The 19,518-nt window shown below is 46.6% G+C and carries 5 protein-coding genes and 1 pseudogene; 4 read left to right on the forward strand and 2 right to left on the reverse strand.

Features of this window, described 5'->3' with window-relative positions; genetic code table 11:
• The first annotated feature begins 233 nt into the window (after nucleotides 1–233).
• From ybfF to PXH59_RS08950, 4 genes are all read left to right on the forward strand, one after another.
• On the forward strand, nucleotides 234–1,013 hold the full coding sequence (gene ybfF, locus PXH59_RS08935; protein ID WP_285811376.1) for an esterase: 780 nt from the start codon (nucleotides 234–236) through the stop codon (nucleotides 1,011–1,013).
• A gap of 290 nt (nucleotides 1,014–1,303) precedes the next feature.
• Nucleotides 1,304–2,038 (forward strand): class I SAM-dependent DNA methyltransferase, encoded by a 735-nt coding sequence (locus tag PXH59_RS08940; RefSeq protein ID WP_047770340.1) that lies wholly within the window; start codon nucleotides 1,304–1,306, stop codon nucleotides 2,036–2,038.
• Between the two features lie 524 nt (nucleotides 2,039–2,562).
• The gene (locus PXH59_RS08945) at nucleotides 2,563–3,594 is read left to right on the forward strand and encodes a methyltransferase (RefSeq protein ID WP_047770342.1); all 1,032 of its coding nucleotides are present in this window, start codon (nucleotides 2,563–2,565) and stop codon (nucleotides 3,592–3,594) included.
• Between the two features lie 69 nt (nucleotides 3,595–3,663).
• Nucleotides 3,664–5,202, forward strand: coding sequence for an FAD/NAD(P)-binding protein (locus PXH59_RS08950; protein WP_072059787.1), 1,539 nt, complete (start codon nucleotides 3,664–3,666; stop codon nucleotides 5,200–5,202).
• Nucleotides 5,203–5,305: 103 nt separating this feature from the next.
• Here the strand turns inward: PXH59_RS08950 and PXH59_RS08955 are convergent, their stop codons facing one another.
• Nucleotides 5,306–11,644 carry an alpha/beta fold hydrolase gene (locus PXH59_RS08955; RefSeq protein ID WP_434223354.1) on the reverse strand — a complete coding sequence of 2,113 codons (6,339 nt, stop codon included), beginning with the start codon at nucleotides 11,642–11,644 and terminating at the stop codon, nucleotides 5,306–5,308.
• Nucleotides 11,645–11,924: 280 nt separating this feature from the next.
• Nucleotides 11,925–19,406: pseudogene (gene rtxA / locus PXH59_RS08965) on the reverse strand (MARTX multifunctional-autoprocessing repeats-in-toxin holotoxin RtxA); the annotation flags it as partial.
• Between the last annotated feature and the right edge of the window lie 112 nt (nucleotides 19,407–19,518).

The following is a 19,518-nucleotide window of genomic DNA, read 5'->3' on the forward strand; positions in this document are numbered from 1 at the left end:
AAAATTATCTTGAGATTATAAGATATAATGCCACAAAACAAAACAATTAAACTTTCAATAACTTAAAGTGATTCTTTTTAAAATTGACAATCTTTAGGCAAGCGACTTTCCTTTAAAATAAATCAATTAGTTACAACTCGTTCATCCTATTGAGTTTGTCACAGCTCACGTATCATGATATTAAGCATCTCAATATTAAACATTGGATAAATGGTATTAAATTCAGGCAAATCATGAAGTCAAATTGTCAATTAAATTATCATCTTCACACTGTAGAAAACCTGCAATCTTCAACCCCCGTTGTCTTGATTCATGGGCTTTTTGGAGATTTAAACAATTTGGGCGTATTGGGGCGTGATCTACAGCAACATTATCCGGTGATCCAAATTGATGTACGTAACCACGGTATTTCACCCCGTATGGAAAATATGGATTATCGTGATATGGCGCGGGACGTCCTGGCACTGCTTGATGAACTCACCGTGTCCAAAGCCATTATTATCGGGCATTCCATGGGGGGCAAAATCGCCATGACCATGACGGCCATTGCGCCGGAACGGATTGAAAAGATCGTCGTGATTGATATGGCCCCCGTCGCTTACCCGATTCGCCGCCATGACCGCATTTTTGCAGCATTGAACAAAGTCACGGCTGCCGGTGTACAAACCCGACAGGCCGCGGCAGATATTATGCGTCAGGATATTCGGGAAGAGGGCGTTATTCCGTTTTTATTGAAATCATTCCGTCAAGGGGAATGGCAATTCAACCTGCCTGTTTTGCAAAAAGAATATGAAAAGATTATCGGTTGGGAGACTATTCCGGCATGGCACGAACCCGCCCTGTTTATCCGTGGTGGAAATTCAGATTACATTACAGAAGAATATCGGGAAGATATTATCAGCCAATTCCCACAAGCAACAGCATGGGTTGTCGCAGGTTGCGGGCATTGGGTGCATGCAGAAAAACCAGAAGCTGTACTCCGGGCTATTCATCGTTTTTTAGGCACAAAATAATGACGAATATCAACCCATTGGAATATGGGTTGATAAAAAAATGATCAATATAAAAATAATTATATCCAATTTATTACTGGCACTTTAATATACAAAAAAGAAAAACCGTCAGCCATTATTACACCAATATTAAATAATATATACCAATCCAACTTCAATATGCATGTTATATTCTGCCGCACAGCGGGGAAATATAAGACCTCGCGTCACTTTGCGGATTGCAACTTGCAGTTTATCAAGTATATCCTACAGATAAATAAAACATCTTAATTTTAATTAAGGAGATAATTATGAAAGATAACATCTTATATAATCCTATTGCTCATCTCTACGAAGATTTTTCAGACTCCAGTGCTCAAATAAAAATAGTCACTCGTACCCTCCTCAATCTGGCAGGAGATGTAAAAGGAAAATCGGTGTTAGATTTAGGATGTGGATATGGCTTATTTAGCCGGGAATTCAGAAATCGTGGCGCTGCAAAAGTGATTGGTGTTGATATATCAGATAAGATGATAGAAATTGCTAAACACAAGTCGCAACAATATAACGATGGTATAGAATATCATATCAGGGATGTCAGCAAAATGGAGTCATTCGGCAAATTTGACCTGATAGTTGCCGCCTGGTTATTTTGTCATGCGGAATCACTGGAACAACTTGAAAATATGTTTCGTGTAATTGCAGATCATCTTAAACCTTCCGGTAAACTCATCGCTTATACATTTGAACCTGATTATCGTTTAGAAAAAGGAAACTATGAAAATTATTGCATAAAGGTTCTCAGTGAAGAACCTGTGAAAGATACAACTCTTGTGAGGGCTGAATTTCTGACTACCCCACCCAGCCCTTTTACTATGCATCGTTGGAGCCGTGAACAATATAAAAATGCCATCACTAAGGCGGGATTAAAATTCGAGTGGCATAAACCCATGCTATTGGAAAGTGATATTGAGCGTTATCCCCCCGGTTTTTGGGATGATTTCCAAAGAAATTGCATTGATGCAGCCTTTGTTTGCCAATTATAATAAAATAATCCCCCATAACTATTTTATGGGGGATTATTTTATGAAATAGTTTTTTAACGACCAAACTCATAAACTCACAAAAACTTCCATAACACAAATGATATAACTTACTGATATTATTATGATGGCATTTTTATTATGCCCTACTTTATTTTTATATTCCGTTATTTAATAGTTATATATCCGATAAACTTCAAGTTTCAATCCGCAAGATGACGCGAGGCCTTATATTTCCCCGCTGCGCGGGGAAATATAATACGCATCCTGAAGTTGGATTGGCATATCCCCTGAAAACCCTCACGATAAAATCACTTAATTTTACCGCGTAACCTTCGCGTAAAAAACAACCCTATTTATTATCCTTATTAATAAAAATCATTATAATAATATACTTTCGTATAAGATTTTTTGTGATTGAAAAACGAATAATTTTCTGATTAATAATATTATTGAAATAATAAGGTAACTTATATTTCTTTTATTTTTATTCTAATTTAAATAATTATATAATAAATGAGATCTCTATGAACATTTTAAATAATAACACAGCAATTTCTAACGACACATCAGCAGCGTTACACTTACTTAATCAAACAATGGGGTATTCTTATCAAGCCGCACTTCGTGCTGCCGCAGTTCTTGGGGTAGCCGATCATTTGAACAACGGGCCAAAAACAGTGCATGAACTCGCCAAAACTGTCGGAGCCCAAGAGCAACAACTACACCGAGTTCTGCGGTTGCTTGCCACACGGAATATCTTTCATGAAACCGAAGAAAATCAGTTTTCACTCACACCAGCCGCAGCGTTCCTGCGCAAAGACACACACCACTCCCTCCGAGCCGCAGTATTGATGCTGACTGACAGGACATTTTGGCAACCTCTTGGTGAGATTGTAGAAAGTGTCCGCGGCAATCCCGCCTTTAAACACCTCTACGGACTGCCTTTCTTTGATTATTGGGCGCAGACGGACACACCGGCTGATGATTTTCACGCCGGTATGTCGTCAATGTCTAAAGTGGAAAATTTGTTCCTGGTGAACAGTTATGACTTCCCGAAAAATGCGACAGTTGTCGATATCGCTGGCGGATTTGGTGGCCTGTTATTAAGCGTATTACAGGCCAATACAACTCTGCGAGGGATCCTTTTCGACCAATCACACGTACTGACCAGACATCAACTTGACGCACTGGGTGACGATACGCGTTGGGCGATTGCTTCTGGCGACTTTTTCGAGTCATGTCCTCAGGGCGATATCTATCTGCTCAAGTACATTATGCACGACTGGCCTGATGAACAATGTATACGCATCCTACGCAACTGCCGACAAGCGATGTCCCCTGACGGCCGGGTACTGATAATGGATCCCGTAATCCCTAATGGCAATGTTTCGCACGCAGGTAAGGAAATGGATCTCCTCTGCATGGGGATCTACGAAGGGGGGCGCGAGCGTACAGAGGATGAGCTACGACAATTGCTGGCTAACGCAGATTTAAAACTCAATCGCGTCATTGATACCGGCTGTTATATTTCGATTGTCGAAGCCATTGCAAAATGAATGCCTTCACTTAAGTCAGCCGGATAAAACGTCCTTAATTTCAATATAGTTAAAATATAGGAAATAATGATGTCTTTTCAAAAAAGAAGTCTTGCGATTGTCGGAGGCGGGGCTGCGGGTGTGGCAACATTCATCGCAGCAGTGCAACATCGTGTGGCACAAGCCATTTATATTATTGAACCCGGGCCTGTTGGTCCCGGTATGGCCTTTTTCAATTTGGATGACGATATACTCTGCAATACCTCGGTTGATACCATGTCCGTCGTGGCCGGTAACCCTCTGGATTTTCTGGATTATCTGCATAAACGTGGGCATATCGTTACACCGGAATCTTTTGTACCACGGCAATGGGTCGGAAATTATCTGAATGAAAGGTTCCTGGAATTTAACTCTGTCGCTCACAAGGCCGGTATTGGTGTTTTCCATATTCCTCATTTATTCAGGCAATTGAAGATAAATTCACACCGCTGTTATACGCTTTGGCACGGTGACGTTCTGACGCCTCAATCGCTGGAAGTGACCGATGTCATTTTCTGTACAGGCTTCGGCTCTTCTCGTATCCCTGAGGTATTGAAACCCCACCTGACTCATCCAACTTTTATTCACTGCCCCTACCCAGAGCAGGATATGTTAGCCAGAATTCCCTCGCAATCGCAGGTATTGGTTATCGGCAGTAAACTCTCAGCCATCGATGCTGCTATTCTTCTCTGCCGTGAAGGCCATCGCGTCACCATGACGTCGCCATCAGGAGATATACCCGCTGTGCGTTCACGGTTTATGCGAAGTTCAGGAACCTTCTTTGAGCATGAAAACATAATGTCAATAATGACCCGTAAGGGGAATCTATCGAACCATTTTTTTCCTGATTCATTGAAACATGCCTACCTGAAATATTTCTACCGCGCACTCGACAAATACACAAAAATACCCTGGCGAGAGCAGTTTTCTAATGCCAATAGTTATCGGGAACGTCTGCGTGAAGAAATCGCTATTGCCGAGCAAGGAAAGAGTCAATGGCAAGATATGATAGTCAATTTCATGGATGTCATTAATGAAGTACATTTAAATGATAAAACCTATTTCGACGGTTCATTTCATCCCAACGTCGAAAAAATGCTTCATCGATATATCACCGCCATTGCTTTACCCAATGCACGAAAACTTCTGCACTATATGGACAGAGGTTCTCTGAACATTCAGCAGGGAGAAATTCTAAATGTTGTTATAGAGGAAGGAGAAGCCAATTCCTGGTTAGTCAACTTAGAGCAGGATTATCAAACGTTTGATGCTATTGTTGCGGCTGTTGGTTATCACCAACCTGACTTTGTCATTGACGAGGATGGGAAACTTGAGATCGACACGCACGGCCAGCGTTCAGAACGCGCCATATCGATATCATCAGAAATGATTGCCATCCACCCTGATCTTAAGGAAAAGGAAAGTATTTGGTTTGTCGGAACGCCTGCGCATAAGCGGTTATGGGTGCCCAATGCCCTCGTCGTGGTAGCGAATATTGCAACCAGGGTGATTAAGAATATGTTACAAACAGATGTTCAAGCCCTATCTGCTGTTGGTAACCACGAAAAAGAGCTAGAAATCAGCACATAATTTTAATCCGCAATTAAAGTCAATGCCAATAACACATTAATTGAATAATGGCCCACATTCATACATGGGCCATTTTGTTAACTAAGTTCAGTGAATAAAACTATCAGGCTAGTTTAGATTTCCCGTTGAGGGTATCAGACCAAGCCGTTATGACGGTTGATTTCGATTTACTATCAAGCGCATCAATAAAGCCGCTATCTCCCATAGTCGGCGCGAATCCACTCATGGCCTGCACCAGAGAATCGACTGCATTGGCAGAGAGTAACGTATATTCACGCTCGCCCTGTGCATCTTTATCCCCCATTTGGGTGATGATATCCGCACGGTTACCCTTGAAGTAATCATTAAAAGTCACAGAACCCAATGCCTCAAACTGCTCCTGTGCCGAGGTATCTTTGATATTACGCTGAGTCAACAGAACCAAATCGTAGCCGCTGCGCTGGAACCACAGGTTTTGCCAATTGATGTCGTTGAACATAATCTTGTCGCCTTGCTTGATATCTTCAACCACGTTATCAATCACATTACCGTTGACCACAAAGCTATTTACGCCCGTGCCGCCTTTGAAGCGGTTTTGATATCCGCCCAGTACCAACAGATCATCGCCATCGCCGCCGTTAAGCTGGCTGAACTTAGATACCACATCGGCAATCAGGTGATCGTTACCTGTACCCCCATTGATAACAGCGTGATAACCCATCAGTTTGATAGCATTGTCACCTTCCTTGCCATCGATCCGGTTACCGTTGCCGAAGACCGTCGCAAAGTCGTTCCCTTCGCCCAAATCAACCTGGTTGTTATTGCCAATGGCGACAACATAATCCTGATCTTCCCCTGCATCAATGCGGTTAAAGTTGCCGGAAGCCACGATATAATCACGTCCCTTACCGCCATCAATCACGCCACCTTCACCGAAGACAAAGGTCTGATCATCGCCACTTCCCATATAGGCGTAGTTAATCCGTCCAGCCAATACAGCCACATCGTTACCTGCACCGCCAAACATCATGTTTTCACGCCCCATCAGAACACCCATATCATTACCTTCACCCCCCGTGAAGATATTCGAGGTGCCTACGGAATAGAAGACGTCATCACCACGGCCGCCCCAGAAGTTGTTGTTATCGCCCAGATAGGCACCGAGATCTTTGCCGTCACCCCCCCAGTTAAAGTTGTAGTTACCCAAAGAGGCGTGGATGTCACCATCGCCTTGCAAATGACCACTCTTACGCAGGAAATCGAAGGTTTTATCCTGCATGTTTAGCAAATCGGCTGTCAGGTTCTCTTTCAGGTTAGTGACCAGCGATTTCATCTCAGCCTGCTTATCCCGGTTAAACAGCGTGGCAAACAGGTTTGGCAGGTTCAGGTTTGGCAGGTTCAGGGATGGCAGGTTCAGGGATGTCAACCCAAAGGCGCGATCTGCTTGAGACTCTGCCATTTCTGGTGCTGATTTATCCCCTTCACTGATAGAGATATGCCCTTCCTGACTCTCATCAGGGGCTTTGGCTTTCAGACCGTGGCTTTCCGCAAAAGATTTCACGCCCTCAACCCCCAATTTCAGACTGGCTTTCAGGCTATCAAGGAGTTTTTCTGGATCAGTGAAGGTTTGCAGTTGATCGCCACTGAATTCACCGATGATTTCCAGCATTTCACGCAGAATGGCAACGCCATCAACAGGCTGGCCTGAGCGGGAGACAATAGCGCCTTTCGCGGTATAATCCACGCCAAAGATATCCGCCAGCGTGGTATCCGCGCTGACACCTGCCAGATTGCCCAGCAATTTATTTTTGAGCTGACGTGGCAAGTCCGTTGGGCTAAAGGTAAAGGTGGTTTTTGCCATACCCGTTGAGGTATATTCCTGCGTCATTAAGCCAAACAGCGATCCCAGGTTGGTATCCAGAATCGACTGGATATTGTCACCGAACATCAAGTTCCAGTTACCCGTCGTAACCTGAATATCAGCACCTTGTCCACCCACGGCAAAGTTGAAAGCCAGTTTTTCATTCGCTTGACGGAATTTATCTGCCCGACTGACTGTCCCCATTTCTGGGGTATTACCCTTTCCACCCAGCCATTGGTTGTATTTTTTGTTCAGTGTGCTTTCGAGATCATTTTTCAGGCCACGGCTGCTACGTTCATTTTGTGAGTCGAGATCCGTCAGGGTTTTATAATCCACACTGCTGGTCAAATCGAGACCAGACAGATCACTGACATATTTCTTCGCACTTTCCAGTGTCCATTGCTGGTTTTGGGTCGCTGGCCAATCTGGTGAGTTAAACTTTCCGGCAATGTTTTGCAGGACACCCGAAATACGGGCTGCACCATCAAATGGGTTAACCAACGGTGGGGTTGGAATGGATTTTTCCAGCATGACGATCAGATCATTACTGCGTCCCATGTTGAAACTGATGTTGCGGTTGCCGACAAACAGTTGTGCCCCCTCAAGTGCCTGATAACCGGCAATATCAACGCTGTGCTTGCTGTCACCATTGCCAATGTGAACCATCACATTGTTATCACCGAAGGCCAGAGACTTAAAGCCACCTGTACCAACCTTGATGCCTACGTTAGTCGTGCCCCAGTTAATCGCCGTAAACTCACCATCACCCGCCTGCACCTGAATATTGCCGGAATAGCTCAGTTGGTTATTGGATGATGCCGCCGCTGAAGGGTTATCCACCGTATTGCGTTGTTTTGGTGCATGGAATGTCTCTGCATTATCCGCAATCGCGCCTTGCGCTTTTGCATCCACATCTGCCTGACCGACGCGGGACAAGTTGATGTCACTTTCAGCGATACCACGACGAACGCGTTCGGAGTGGCTTTCCACTTCACCCTTGTCATTCCACCCCAACACGAGCTTATTATCCGTGAGCTTGTGAACCCACTGTTCTTGCGCATCTTTCGTGTATTTACGGCCAATACTGTCTACCGCAACTTCACTGCTGCGTGCCGATATGGTGGTTTGGATACCCTGCTCATCCAGTGCTGAAATAAAGCGACGGGCAAAACCATCCCGTTTGTCATCACTGATCAAGGAACAACTGACAAGGCTGATATGATCAGGCATGCCAACCTGTTTGAAATCAGTACTGAACTGTTTCAGTTTCAGGGCCAGTTCATCCGCACTGTAACCGCTGACGCGCGTGTGGTTTTGTAGCGATTTTTCACGCCCATGCCCCACAATCTGCCAGCGTAATTTGCCGGACTGTAATTTATCGGCCAAGACAGCCGGATCACCATACACCACGCGGTATTGACCATGAGCATCAAGCTGAACAACCACAGTGGAATCCGGGTGCTTACCGGCCAGATCCGCAGCAGCTTGCGCAACCGTAGGATCATTTTCAGTCTGGATAATGATCTGCCCGGCAAAGCGGCTGTCGCTATTTTCAGGCTGTGGTTTGACCTCAATATTTCCCCAAGAATTGACGTCCTGATTATTCACATGAATATGACTTTCCAGCGCGTCATCACCTAATGGTTTTTTCACGCCATGAGTTGCATCAGTCTCGGTCGGTTTCTTGATTGGGGTATCATCAAACACGGGCAGTGCTAAGATGTCCCGCATCGTGAATTTATCAGCCCATCTTGGACGATAAGTTGCCAAAACTTCACCATCGATCACCACCGTACGCTTGAAGATAGTTTCCCCTGCCGCATTTTTTGGCAATCCGTAACCTTGTGCCATATTCAGGCCGGACTCACCGAAGAAACGCGTCAGGTAGGCGCCAAATTTCTCCGCCGACGAAAACTCAACAATCCCTACGTTTGGATCATAGAAACCATAAACACGATTTTCACCACTGCCTTTCGCCCACGCTGCCATTGCGTGATCCGGGCCATCCAGCTCAAGCAGCACGGATTTACCTTCTGTATTGCCAGCGGTAATTTTCTGGACGACGCCATCGACTGTCAGTGCTTTCGTGTCTTCCAGTTTCTCTTTCCATACCTTGATGGAAGTATCTGTCATTGGGTTCCTGGCATGGAGTGCCGCCAGCGATCCCAACAATTTATTCGCGTTGGCTTGTTCAGTGGCAGAATACAGGTCTGGATTATTGAGTACCGCTGCCGCAGAATACATTTTTTCCAGCAATTGACGGGCAACACCTTCCTGACCCTCATTTTCAAGTTGTTTCGCCACCAGGACCAATTTCGACAACGGGTCACAACGTCCGCCAAAACCATCATTTGACAGATTCAACAAGAACAATTGTGGTGCCTGTTGTTCACTTGCTTTCGTGTCAGCAATACCCGTTGACGTGATATCACGGAACAGACGATTGAACTTCTCAGCTTTTGGCTGGAAGCCGATTTTCAAAGCGCGGCTTTCAATTTCCCAAGCCAAAGCCCCTTTTTGTTCCGGACTCCAGTTACCTTTAACCAGCAAATTCACCAGTTGCTTGATATTCATATCTGGACGGAAACCCTCCACCACCTGCTGTGCATGGCCTTGCTGGTAACCCGTCAGGAAATCTTTTGTTGCACGGATATCCTTTGTCGTTATGCCTGCATCATTCTGTGGTTTCAGTGATTCTTGGTAACGTTTCAGGTCATCCTTAACGCCTTTGAGAACCTCTGATTCGTCAGCTTGGGGTTTCACATCAAACGGATCAGTCGCAACCTGCCCTGTATTTGGCTGTTGGGTAATCTTCTCTGCCGATGCTTTGAGTATAAATGTGCCATTTTTCGAATGAGCAACCACTTTGTCGATATTCGACCGCACAAGGTGTGCCACCTGCTTGAAATTGTGACCTTCAACTTCAACCCGTATTTTCTCACCTTTCTTGGTCGTCACTTCCAACGTCACGGCATCGTTACCATAATCAACTACACGTCCCGTTACGTTTGCGCCCAGCTTAAAGGGCTTACCCTGCTCTTTCAGCGCCCGCAATACGTACTGTTGTTCACCGGCACGTGCCTGTTTCCAGACTCCGTCATACTGGGTAATGGTGCCATCTTCAAACGTATTGTAGTTAACATAGAAACTTTGATTTTCCTCTCTGCTATCTATGTAATTATAGCCAAATAGAGATCGATATCCCGTTATCACTCCCTTATGGAAAGAGTCCATAAAGTGTTCAAAATCGCTATAGTTATCGAATGATTTGATGCCAGCGTTAGGATCATAAAATGACCAGACAGTTTGATCTTCCCCTTTATGGACAACAACGGCCATTGCGTGATCTTCAGACATAAAGGACATATAGGTCGTCTTATCCACATTACGCAACTGTTCCATAACAGACTCATAGCCAGCAACGTCATTGCTCATTGAACGGTCAATGCGATCTCCCGTCAGTCCATTGGCTTTTAGTTTGCCGCCATAAGCTTGGTTGGCTTTCTCGCGGTCTACCAAATTGGACAGATTTTGCGTCTGGCTATACTGCATTGATAGCAGATCCTGAATTGCCGGACCGATATGTTGGCGGCGATACTGATTAAGCAAAGAGGCTTCAATCGAATTGATATCACTCTTTTTATTCACCGTATTCTCATTGTAGGCGTTGACCGCATCGGTCAGCCACGACAAATACGCTTTACCACCACCCAGTCCATGAACCCGTTCTTCTATCAGGTAACGGCCAGACAAGGCAAAACAGATGCCTTCAAGAAATTCTTTTGACTCAACGTGATCCCCATTAGTCAGGAGGACATTGCCAATTTCGGGTACAAGTTTCTGAAGATTACTGAGCAGAGATGCACTCTGGAAGAAATGGAGTGAGTGTTCATCCAACTCTTTTCCACCTGATTTGCTATCAAACACGATACGAGATAATTTTTCCAGCAAGCCGGCCTTCACGCGACCCTGTTCACGCTGAGGTGCAGAAAGTGTCGAGACAATCAGATCAGCATATTGGCTCATCAGCCCACTGTCTTCATGACCATAGAAGGTTTGTTCACCCGATACCTGATAACCCGCCACAGCCAGTTTAGCCCGCAGTTTTTCCCCTTCCTTGCCCAATCCTTCATTATCGGTCAATAGCATGATTGGCGTCTGTTTCGAGATGCCTTGCAGATTTTTCTCCAACGAGAACTGACCATTAACAAATTTAGCCAGCCCCGCCGTGATCCCCGCAGGGTTCGGCACTTCATGGGCGGTAATCGCTTTGGTCATACTTGGCATTGGCCTGTCAAGCAGCAAACCAGAGACGGCTTGTCCATTGCGCTCGGCATAACGGGCAAGATCCGCCGCAACAGCGCCCCCCATAGAATAGCCATGAATAATGATATTTTCAGGCTTGATGCCACGGTCATTAACCAAATAGCTGAACATGGTACGGGCATCCTGATAAAGCCCTTTTTCACTTGGATGACCATCACTGGAGCCATAACCCCGCATGTTCACCGCCAGCATATCCACACCCTGTTTCTGGTATTGATTTTGGATAATGCTGGCTTGCTCTTCCGCAGATGAGCCGGAACCGTGGATGAAAAGCACGACTTTTTTTCGCCGGACTCTGTTCTTCCTGATCTTTTTGAGTACCGTTGTGGTAATAACCCGTTAGACGCCCAGCGTCACCCTGGAGCGTGATCTTATCCGCTGTACCCTGAGTGACTGCCGCATCCAATATTATTTGGGTGTGATTATCAATGTTACGGCGATCTTCTCTGGAGCCATAAAGCGCATCATTCAGGAAGCGAGTCACTGGATTGAATGGTTCTCTGTCACGCGGTGGCGTACCGTCGTTATTAATGGCAACTTTTTCACCACTTCTGGGTGTAATATCTGCCAATACCAGCGATTCCTCCAGACGTACACTCACTTGTGATAACAAATTTTGGAGCGCAGGAACACGTTCTGAATCTGGATGCCCCTGCAAATAGCTTTCAATCTGATGAAGCAGGTCGGTTAATTTATCCACTGCCTCAAAATCATAATCTTTGCTGGTTTGCAAGGTATTTTGGTAATTGCTGAGGGCATCTAATACATTGCGATAACTATCACCCAGGATCTTGCCTTTAACATAAGCCGCTTCCTGTAACTCTGCCGCAGACATCAAATCGGTTTTTGGTTTATAGCTCCAGCTACCGTCTGCTTTTTCAGCGATAATGCGGGTACGCCCGTGATCAAAGGAAACAATGCGATCTTTCACCAGATGCAGCTCATCCGGCAGTTGGTCGTAATTGTCATAATTGGCAAGAATAAAACGCTCAATAGATTTAATTTGAGCGGAATCTTTTGGATTTTCCAGCATGATAGTTTTGACGCTATCACTGTTATTACCCGGCCACGGGCGGACTTCAAAGCCTTCTCCATCAGCTTCACTCACCAGCAAATTGCGTTCTGTACGCAAACCATAGAATGGCAGGGCCTGATTCAGCAGGTTATCGATGGCGCTGGTTTTGATATCCAGATTAACCAATGTATATGGTTCATACTTTTCAGGGTTCAATGCAAGCAGCCTTTCCTGCTCTGCAAGGCTCAGGGAATCAAAACGTGCTCTTACAAAAACTCCCGCGTCAGTCAATCTGCGGCCAATGGATTCAGGGGACATCCCTTGATATTCTTTGGGCGCTTTATCCAGCAGGCGAATTTCCCCGACCAAACCTTCACGCTGCAATTGACGCAATACAGGTAATTCAACATTCCAGAAGTAGTTGCCAATAGGCAATCCGCCTTCCGAAATGACATAGACATCATCACGAGATCCGGTCGCATAGAGGGAACTCCAGAATCCGGTATTGCTGTATGCCGAAGCATTAATGGCCGATTGCAGGGCCTTCTGCTCACTAATGTCAGGATCGAGGCGTCTTGCGCCCCAGAGCATTAACTTCTTGTTCAGATCAATAGCAAAAGCGTTACCTTTTACATCAATATCGTAAACGACCTTCTTGCCATCAGTCTGTACTTCATCAAGAACTGCACGGTATTGTTTGAAGTTTTCGCCAGACCAGAATGAAACGATGCTCTTGTCACCATGTACAGGTTCGAAGCTATAACCATAGCTTTCCAGCCTTGAGACGAATTCGACGCGCTTATCCCAATCGTAATCTATTGTTGCATCGATAAATAGTTTCGATAATGAAGTATACTGTTCTCTCGGTACGCTATTTTCATTATCAGTAAGATGCAGATAGTTTTCAATATGGGTGACCATTTCTTGTCTGCGGTCATCCGGGATCTCTGCATCCACGCGGGTAAACCCCGGCACAGGAATATATTTTTCAGTGGCGAGAGGGTTGTCACTATCCAACCAACGGTAAACATTAGCCACTTTCTGTGCCCGGCTTGCGACAGAACCACCAGAAGTATTGACTGAATCTGGCGGAATCAGGTTTTCACTCAACGCTTTCAGGCCACTGAGATCCAGCCCCGAAATTCTTGGTGTGTCCCTGCCCCATTCAGTCACTACAGCCGAAGGTTGGCTAACTTCCTGATTGTCTGACGTTTCGTTATGAGCAGACGTTAGGCGAGATCCGCCAGACACTTTTTTAGCACGTATTCCTGCATTGATCTGCAAGCGGTTTAAGGCCTCTTTGGCATCGTCAAGTTCGTTCAGCGCTTTATCCAGCTCTTGCAGTTTCTTGCTGAATCTGCCATCTGCCGGAACAGTCAAATCAGCATTGATATGACTTTTGGATTTTTCTGCTTGTTCAATGTTTTCAGAGTAATTCGCTTCATAAGCTTTGCCGGACAGACCGCTACCTGTTGCGCCGGTACGAACCGGTTTATGGTTGTCATCCAGTTTTGAACCCTTGGCATCATGTTGTACTTGCGCGGTTTTACTGTCTGCCGCAGAGACTTCATGCTGACCATGCTGTTCTGCTCGCTGCACTGCCAGATGACCATCATGTTCTGCCCGCTTAGCTTTTAGCTCACGATCAAGGGCTTCTTTCTCCTTGCTTCTGGCTTGGATAAATGCCGTTTCTATATCCTGCTCGGCATGTTGTTGGTTTTGTTCAGCCTTAAGTGCGCCCACTTCTGATTTAGCAACGGCATCCTTGGTATCGCCCAAACGCGCTGCTATCGCTGCCTGGATATTATCCAATTGATTCTGCGCAGTTTCACCCGACCGATTCAATCCGGTTTGAATACGCTGCTGTAAACCAGCCGCGAACTGATCACGCCATTGTTGACCTGATTCACCCTGATAGGTGGCATGGATATCCAGTGTTTCCAGCCCCTTAATCTGCGCCAGCATCTCATCTGTCACCGCCTGCGCTTCTTCCTTGATGGCATTACGCTGGCTCTGTCCGTTAGCGTTCAGGGCATCCAGATCGGTGGCTTCCAGTTGTGACTGGGTGCCGGCAATCGCCGCCAGTTGTTTATCTTTTTCCTGAGCCAGACGTTGGCTATCAGCTTCTGCTTTTTCCTTGTCCTGCAAGGCGTTTTGTGCCGCTTTATCCTGTTTCACATGGTCAGCAACAGACAATTCAGAGGTGGCAACGACGTTATCCAGAACATAACTCGTGTCATCATATGTTCCGGTTCTAAAAAACATCAGTCGGTTATCGCCTGCCTTGGCGGTTAAGGTCAGCGTCTGGCTTTGCCACTCATTGCTGCCATTGGCAACCGAAAAAACAACCTTGCTATTCCACAATATGTTTAACCCACTATTCGCAGAACTGCCAGCACGTCTGGCAAAATCGAACTTAACGGTAATTTTTTCACCCGCTGTTAGGTTCTGAATCTTTTGGTAGATGAGGTTATTACGATTGCCGCCAAGCTCATTGACTCGCTCACCATGCCCTTCATCACTCAGTCCATATGCCTTAGCTGAAGAGCTGGTTTCAATGCTTTCGCGTTTGATGGATTGCCATCCTGTAGCACCCTGTTCAAAATCACCATTGACGATCAAATTACGTGTCGGATTCGAGTTCAGGCGTTTTTTATCGCCAAGTCTCTTCTCAATTCCGGTAATATCTGGGGTATCAACACCGGTCACAGAACCTTTCAGCTCTTTCGCCAAATCCGAACTGATTTCATCAATTTCTGTCAGTTTGAAACCATTCAGGGAAGCAACTTCCGGCAGGTCAATGGCGCCTCGCCCTTTATGGGTTCCTGAGGTATTGGCTTCATCGCCATTTACCAGATAATTGATGCCCTGACTGCCCGCGCTGCCCAGAACGGTCTGTTTGATATTGTCAAACAGTGCATTCAATTTATTGCTCTGGGTATTGCTTTCCGCCACCGCAAGGCTATAAAAATCACCATTACCGACCTGAATTGCCACGTTGTTGCGGGCATAAGAGGCGTTGATGTTCAGGCCATCACCCACACGGATATTGGCATTACCCGTGCCTTTCATGACGGAAACATTCAGGCCGTCACCCACACGGGTATTGACGTTGAGTTTACCCCAGGCCACATTGACGGCAACCCCATCACCGACTTTGGTATTGATATTCAGGTCGCCATGAACCGCTGTCACGCTAAGGCCATTCCCCACCGTGGTGGTGATATTGCCTTTCCCTTTGGCCGCCGTCACTTGCATACCATCACCCACTTTAGTGACGATATTGCCCTGGCTCCATAACGCATTGAAGCTATCCCCATTGCCGATTTGGGTCACGATGTTGGCTTCGCCCTTGGTGAGCACAACGTTACGGCCATCACCGATTTTGGTGATCACGTTCGCCTTGCCCCAGGCACCGGTATAGTCATTACCATTGCCGACATGGGTTACAATATTGGCTTGCCCCTGAACAACGGCAACTTCCTGACCATTGCCCACTTTGGTCATGATATTCGCATCACCTTTGGCAAAGTTATAGCGATCATCGTGACCAACCTGAGTCAGGATATTGGCTTTGCCCCAGGCAGCATTGACGCCCAATCCATCACCCACTTTGGTGATGATATTGCCTTCACCTTTGGCGAACCCGACCGTCGTGCCGTCACCAACATGGGTCATGATATTGCCGATTTTAGAAATCAACAGGCCAACCGCGGTTCCATCACCGACTTTGGTCAGAATATTGCCTTTGCCCGCTAACACGGCTGCCGTTGTGCTCTTGTCCTTATTAACATGGGTCACCACATTGGCTTCGGCAGCGGCCACAACGCCCATAAAATCATTGCCGACTTTCGTCACGATGTTGGCTTTGCCTAATGCCAATACCCCCGTTAAACCATCACCGACATGGGTCATGATATTGGCTTCACCAAACATGGCCGACAGCGTGGTGCCATCACCCTCTTTCGTCATGATGTTGGCTTTACCCGCAAACAACCCCATGCTGGTGCCGTTGCCGACATGGGTATAAATGTTGGCTTCACCCACCATCAAAGCTGCCGTCAGCTCATCACCCACTTTGGTCAGCACGTTTGCCCCGCCAATCATGGCCGCGAAAGTGGAACCATCACCAATCTGGGTAAAGATATTGCCTTTGCCAATCATGGCAGACAGGGCATCGCCATCGCCGACTTTGGTCGCAATATTGCCTTTGGCGATCATCAGGGCAACACTCTTGCCATCACCCACGTGCGTATATACGTTACCCAGTGCCAGCATCAATGCCAGTGCATCGCCATTGCCCACTTTGGTGAAGATATTGCCTTTACCGCCCATCAGCGCCCAGGCATTGCCATCACCGACATGGGTGAAAATATTGCCTGCACCAATCATCGCTGCAATGGTTGTGCCATCACCCACTTTGGTGAAAATATTACCCAGCGCACCCATCACGCCCAGCGTTTGCCCGTCACCAACATGGGTCAGAACGTTACCCAGCCCTAACATAATGCCAGTCGTATCACCGTGCCCGACTTTGGTCAGGATGTTGACTCCCCCCAGCATAACGCCGGTGGTTTTACCATCCCCCATATGCGTCAGGACATTACCGCCACCGCCCATAACGGCCTGAACATCACCCTTACCCTTTTTAGTCAGGATGTTGGCACCACCCAGCGCAATGGCCGATGTATTTGCCGAACCGGGATCCGCCGTTTCGTTATTGCTGATATGGGTAATAATATTGGCGCCGCCAAACATGGCTGATGACAAATCGCCTTCACCCACTTTGGTCAGAATATTGGTGCCACCCGCCAGTATGGATGAGACATTGCCGTTCCCCATTTGGGTCAGCACATTGGCACCGCCAATGCCGGTCCAGAACGCATCACCATGACCGATTTGGGTATGGGTATTGAAACCACCGCCCATTGCAATACGGCTGTTGCCATTGCCTTTATGAATGGAGATATTGCCAACAGCCAGAAGGTGAGCAAGATAACGGCCATCGCCAACGCGAACCAATACGTTTGCTGCGCCACCCGCCTTGACATTCAGATCACCACTTTGACTTTGGTGCAGTAAAACGTTGGCAATGCCGACACCATCGAAGTTCAGGTCACCTTTCTTGCCTTTTTTGATGATGACGTTTGCCCCACCACCACCGTCAAATGTAGTGTTACCGAATTCAGAGCTATGCTTAATCACATTCGCAATGCCCGCTCCTTTAAAGCTGACATTGCCACGGGTCACGTTGGATTTGATGATATTACCACCACCGGCTCCGGCATAATGAATATCACCGGAACTGTCACCGCCGCCAGTGGCTGACCTGAACAGCTCAAGATCACGATATTCATGCAGATCAGGCACACGACCGGAATTTGTGCGCACCGTATTCACACTGTAATGAAGATCACTGAGCGAATAACTGCCGGCTCCCATATCGTGGTAACCATTGGCATAAGAGATATCTGCGTTCGCCAGATTAGCTATATGGTTACCTTCTTTATACCAGGGGCGAGCGATATATTGCAGCGTTCCTGTTTTGGGATCGTTCCTCAGCTCCACCACCACAAACTTGGTGTGTTCGCCAAGTTGCTTAGCATAAATATAGGTGTTTGGCCCCCGGTGGGATTTGACCGCTTTTACGTCAACCGTGGTTCCATCACGGTAAATGGCATAACCGCCCATTTTGGCATCAGATAAAGTGATATCTGCTGCGTCAATCTGGACACCATTGCCATAATTTACCCACTGGTTTTCCGTCAGCTTTTTCTCAACCGCATGAACTGTTACCGGTTTCCGCTGTTCAACGGTCAGGTTTGACAGCGTGTATGCGCCATCTTCACCGACTGAACTGAAGCCACCCTGAGTCGAGATATCTCGTTTTTCCAGCCCGTTAAGATGTTTCCCTGCTTTATACCACGCGGTCGAGATGTATCTCAGCTTACCCGTTGCGGGATCATTGCGCAGCTGAACCTTGTTGATTTTAGTGTGAGTCCCATCCTCAAACGCAAACAGGTAAGTGTTTGGTTCCCGTACTGATTTAACCCCTGTCACCTGATGGGAACTACCAATCCATGAGCCACTCAGGGTTGCTGTTGTCAGCACAACCTCTTCGGCGCTGGTATATTCCATTCCTTCGCTGCCGAAGTCATTGGCGGTTCCCTTACGGGTAATTTCGTTATAAGCACCGGCACCCGTGAAATAGATATCACCCTGTGCAATATCAGAGTAAAGGCTGTTATAACCGCCTGCGCCTTCAAACCGGATATCTCCCTTGGTTTCAGAATAGATATCATCGACCTGACGGATACGTTCAATACGGTTAGATGCTCCTGCACCACGTAACGTTATGTCGCCACTTTTACCTTTACGGACAATAGTGTTGGCTACTCCCGCGCCCTCAAAATCAATGTTGCCACTCTCAACTCTGGAGCTAATGATATTTGCCGCGCCAGCGCCCTTGAATGTCAAACCACCAGTAGAACCTTGATAACGGTTAAACCAGGTACGATCGATCTTGTTTGCGCCACCCGCGCCGCCAAAATAGAAATTTCCCTGGTTAGTTTCATGCCATAATTTGTTGTATGCACCCGCCCCTTTAAAGCTAATATCACCCTCCAGGCCCTTACGGGTGATACTATTATATCCAGCGGCGCCAGAATAAGAGATGCCATGCTTGTCTCCGGTATGGTTGATTTTCACTCCACCGGAAACCCCCTCAAACGTTATCAACCCGCTCTGTGTCTTATTGATTGAGGTATAGCCAGTCCCGCCTTTAACCGTCAGGCTACCACTCGTATCATTGACATTCAGATATCCGGCAGCACCGACTACGGTGTCATGCCCCCATGTTGTATTGACGGTTGCACTAAAAGAGCCGACGACTATGTAGTCATTGCCACCATAGGCATTAATGACACCACCAACACCAATGGCGTGTATTGTGTTTCCGTCATTATCATCTTCATATTTACCGGTAAAGAAGTATTCTGTACTGCGGTTAGATGATTTTCCCATAAAATAATCCTGATATTGGGTAAAAATTAAACTATGAACCACTGTACCCGACGGATACAGCGGTTATTTGGCACATCCAGCGTTCCCCTGACGGTGCAGGCTTTTTGTCCTT

This window comes from Xenorhabdus bakwenae, assembly GCF_030272115.1.
Classification (GTDB): domain Bacteria; phylum Pseudomonadota; class Gammaproteobacteria; order Enterobacterales; family Enterobacteriaceae; genus Xenorhabdus; species Xenorhabdus bakwenae.

Bases quoted from the DNA above. Each gene is read 5' to 3' on its own strand.
- PXH59_RS08940 (WP_047770340.1), top strand. From the start codon at position 1,304: ATGAAAGATAACATCTTATATAATCCTATTGCTCATCTCTACGAAGAT.
- PXH59_RS08945 (WP_047770342.1), top strand. From the start codon at position 2,563: ATGAACATTTTAAATAATAACACAGCAATTTCTAACGACACATCAGCA.
- PXH59_RS08950 (WP_072059787.1), top strand. From the start codon at position 3,664: ATGTCTTTTCAAAAAAGAAGTCTTGCGATTGTCGGAGGCGGGGCTGCG.
- ybfF (WP_285811376.1), top strand. From the start codon at position 234: ATGAAGTCAAATTGTCAATTAAATTATCATCTTCACACTGTAGAAAAC.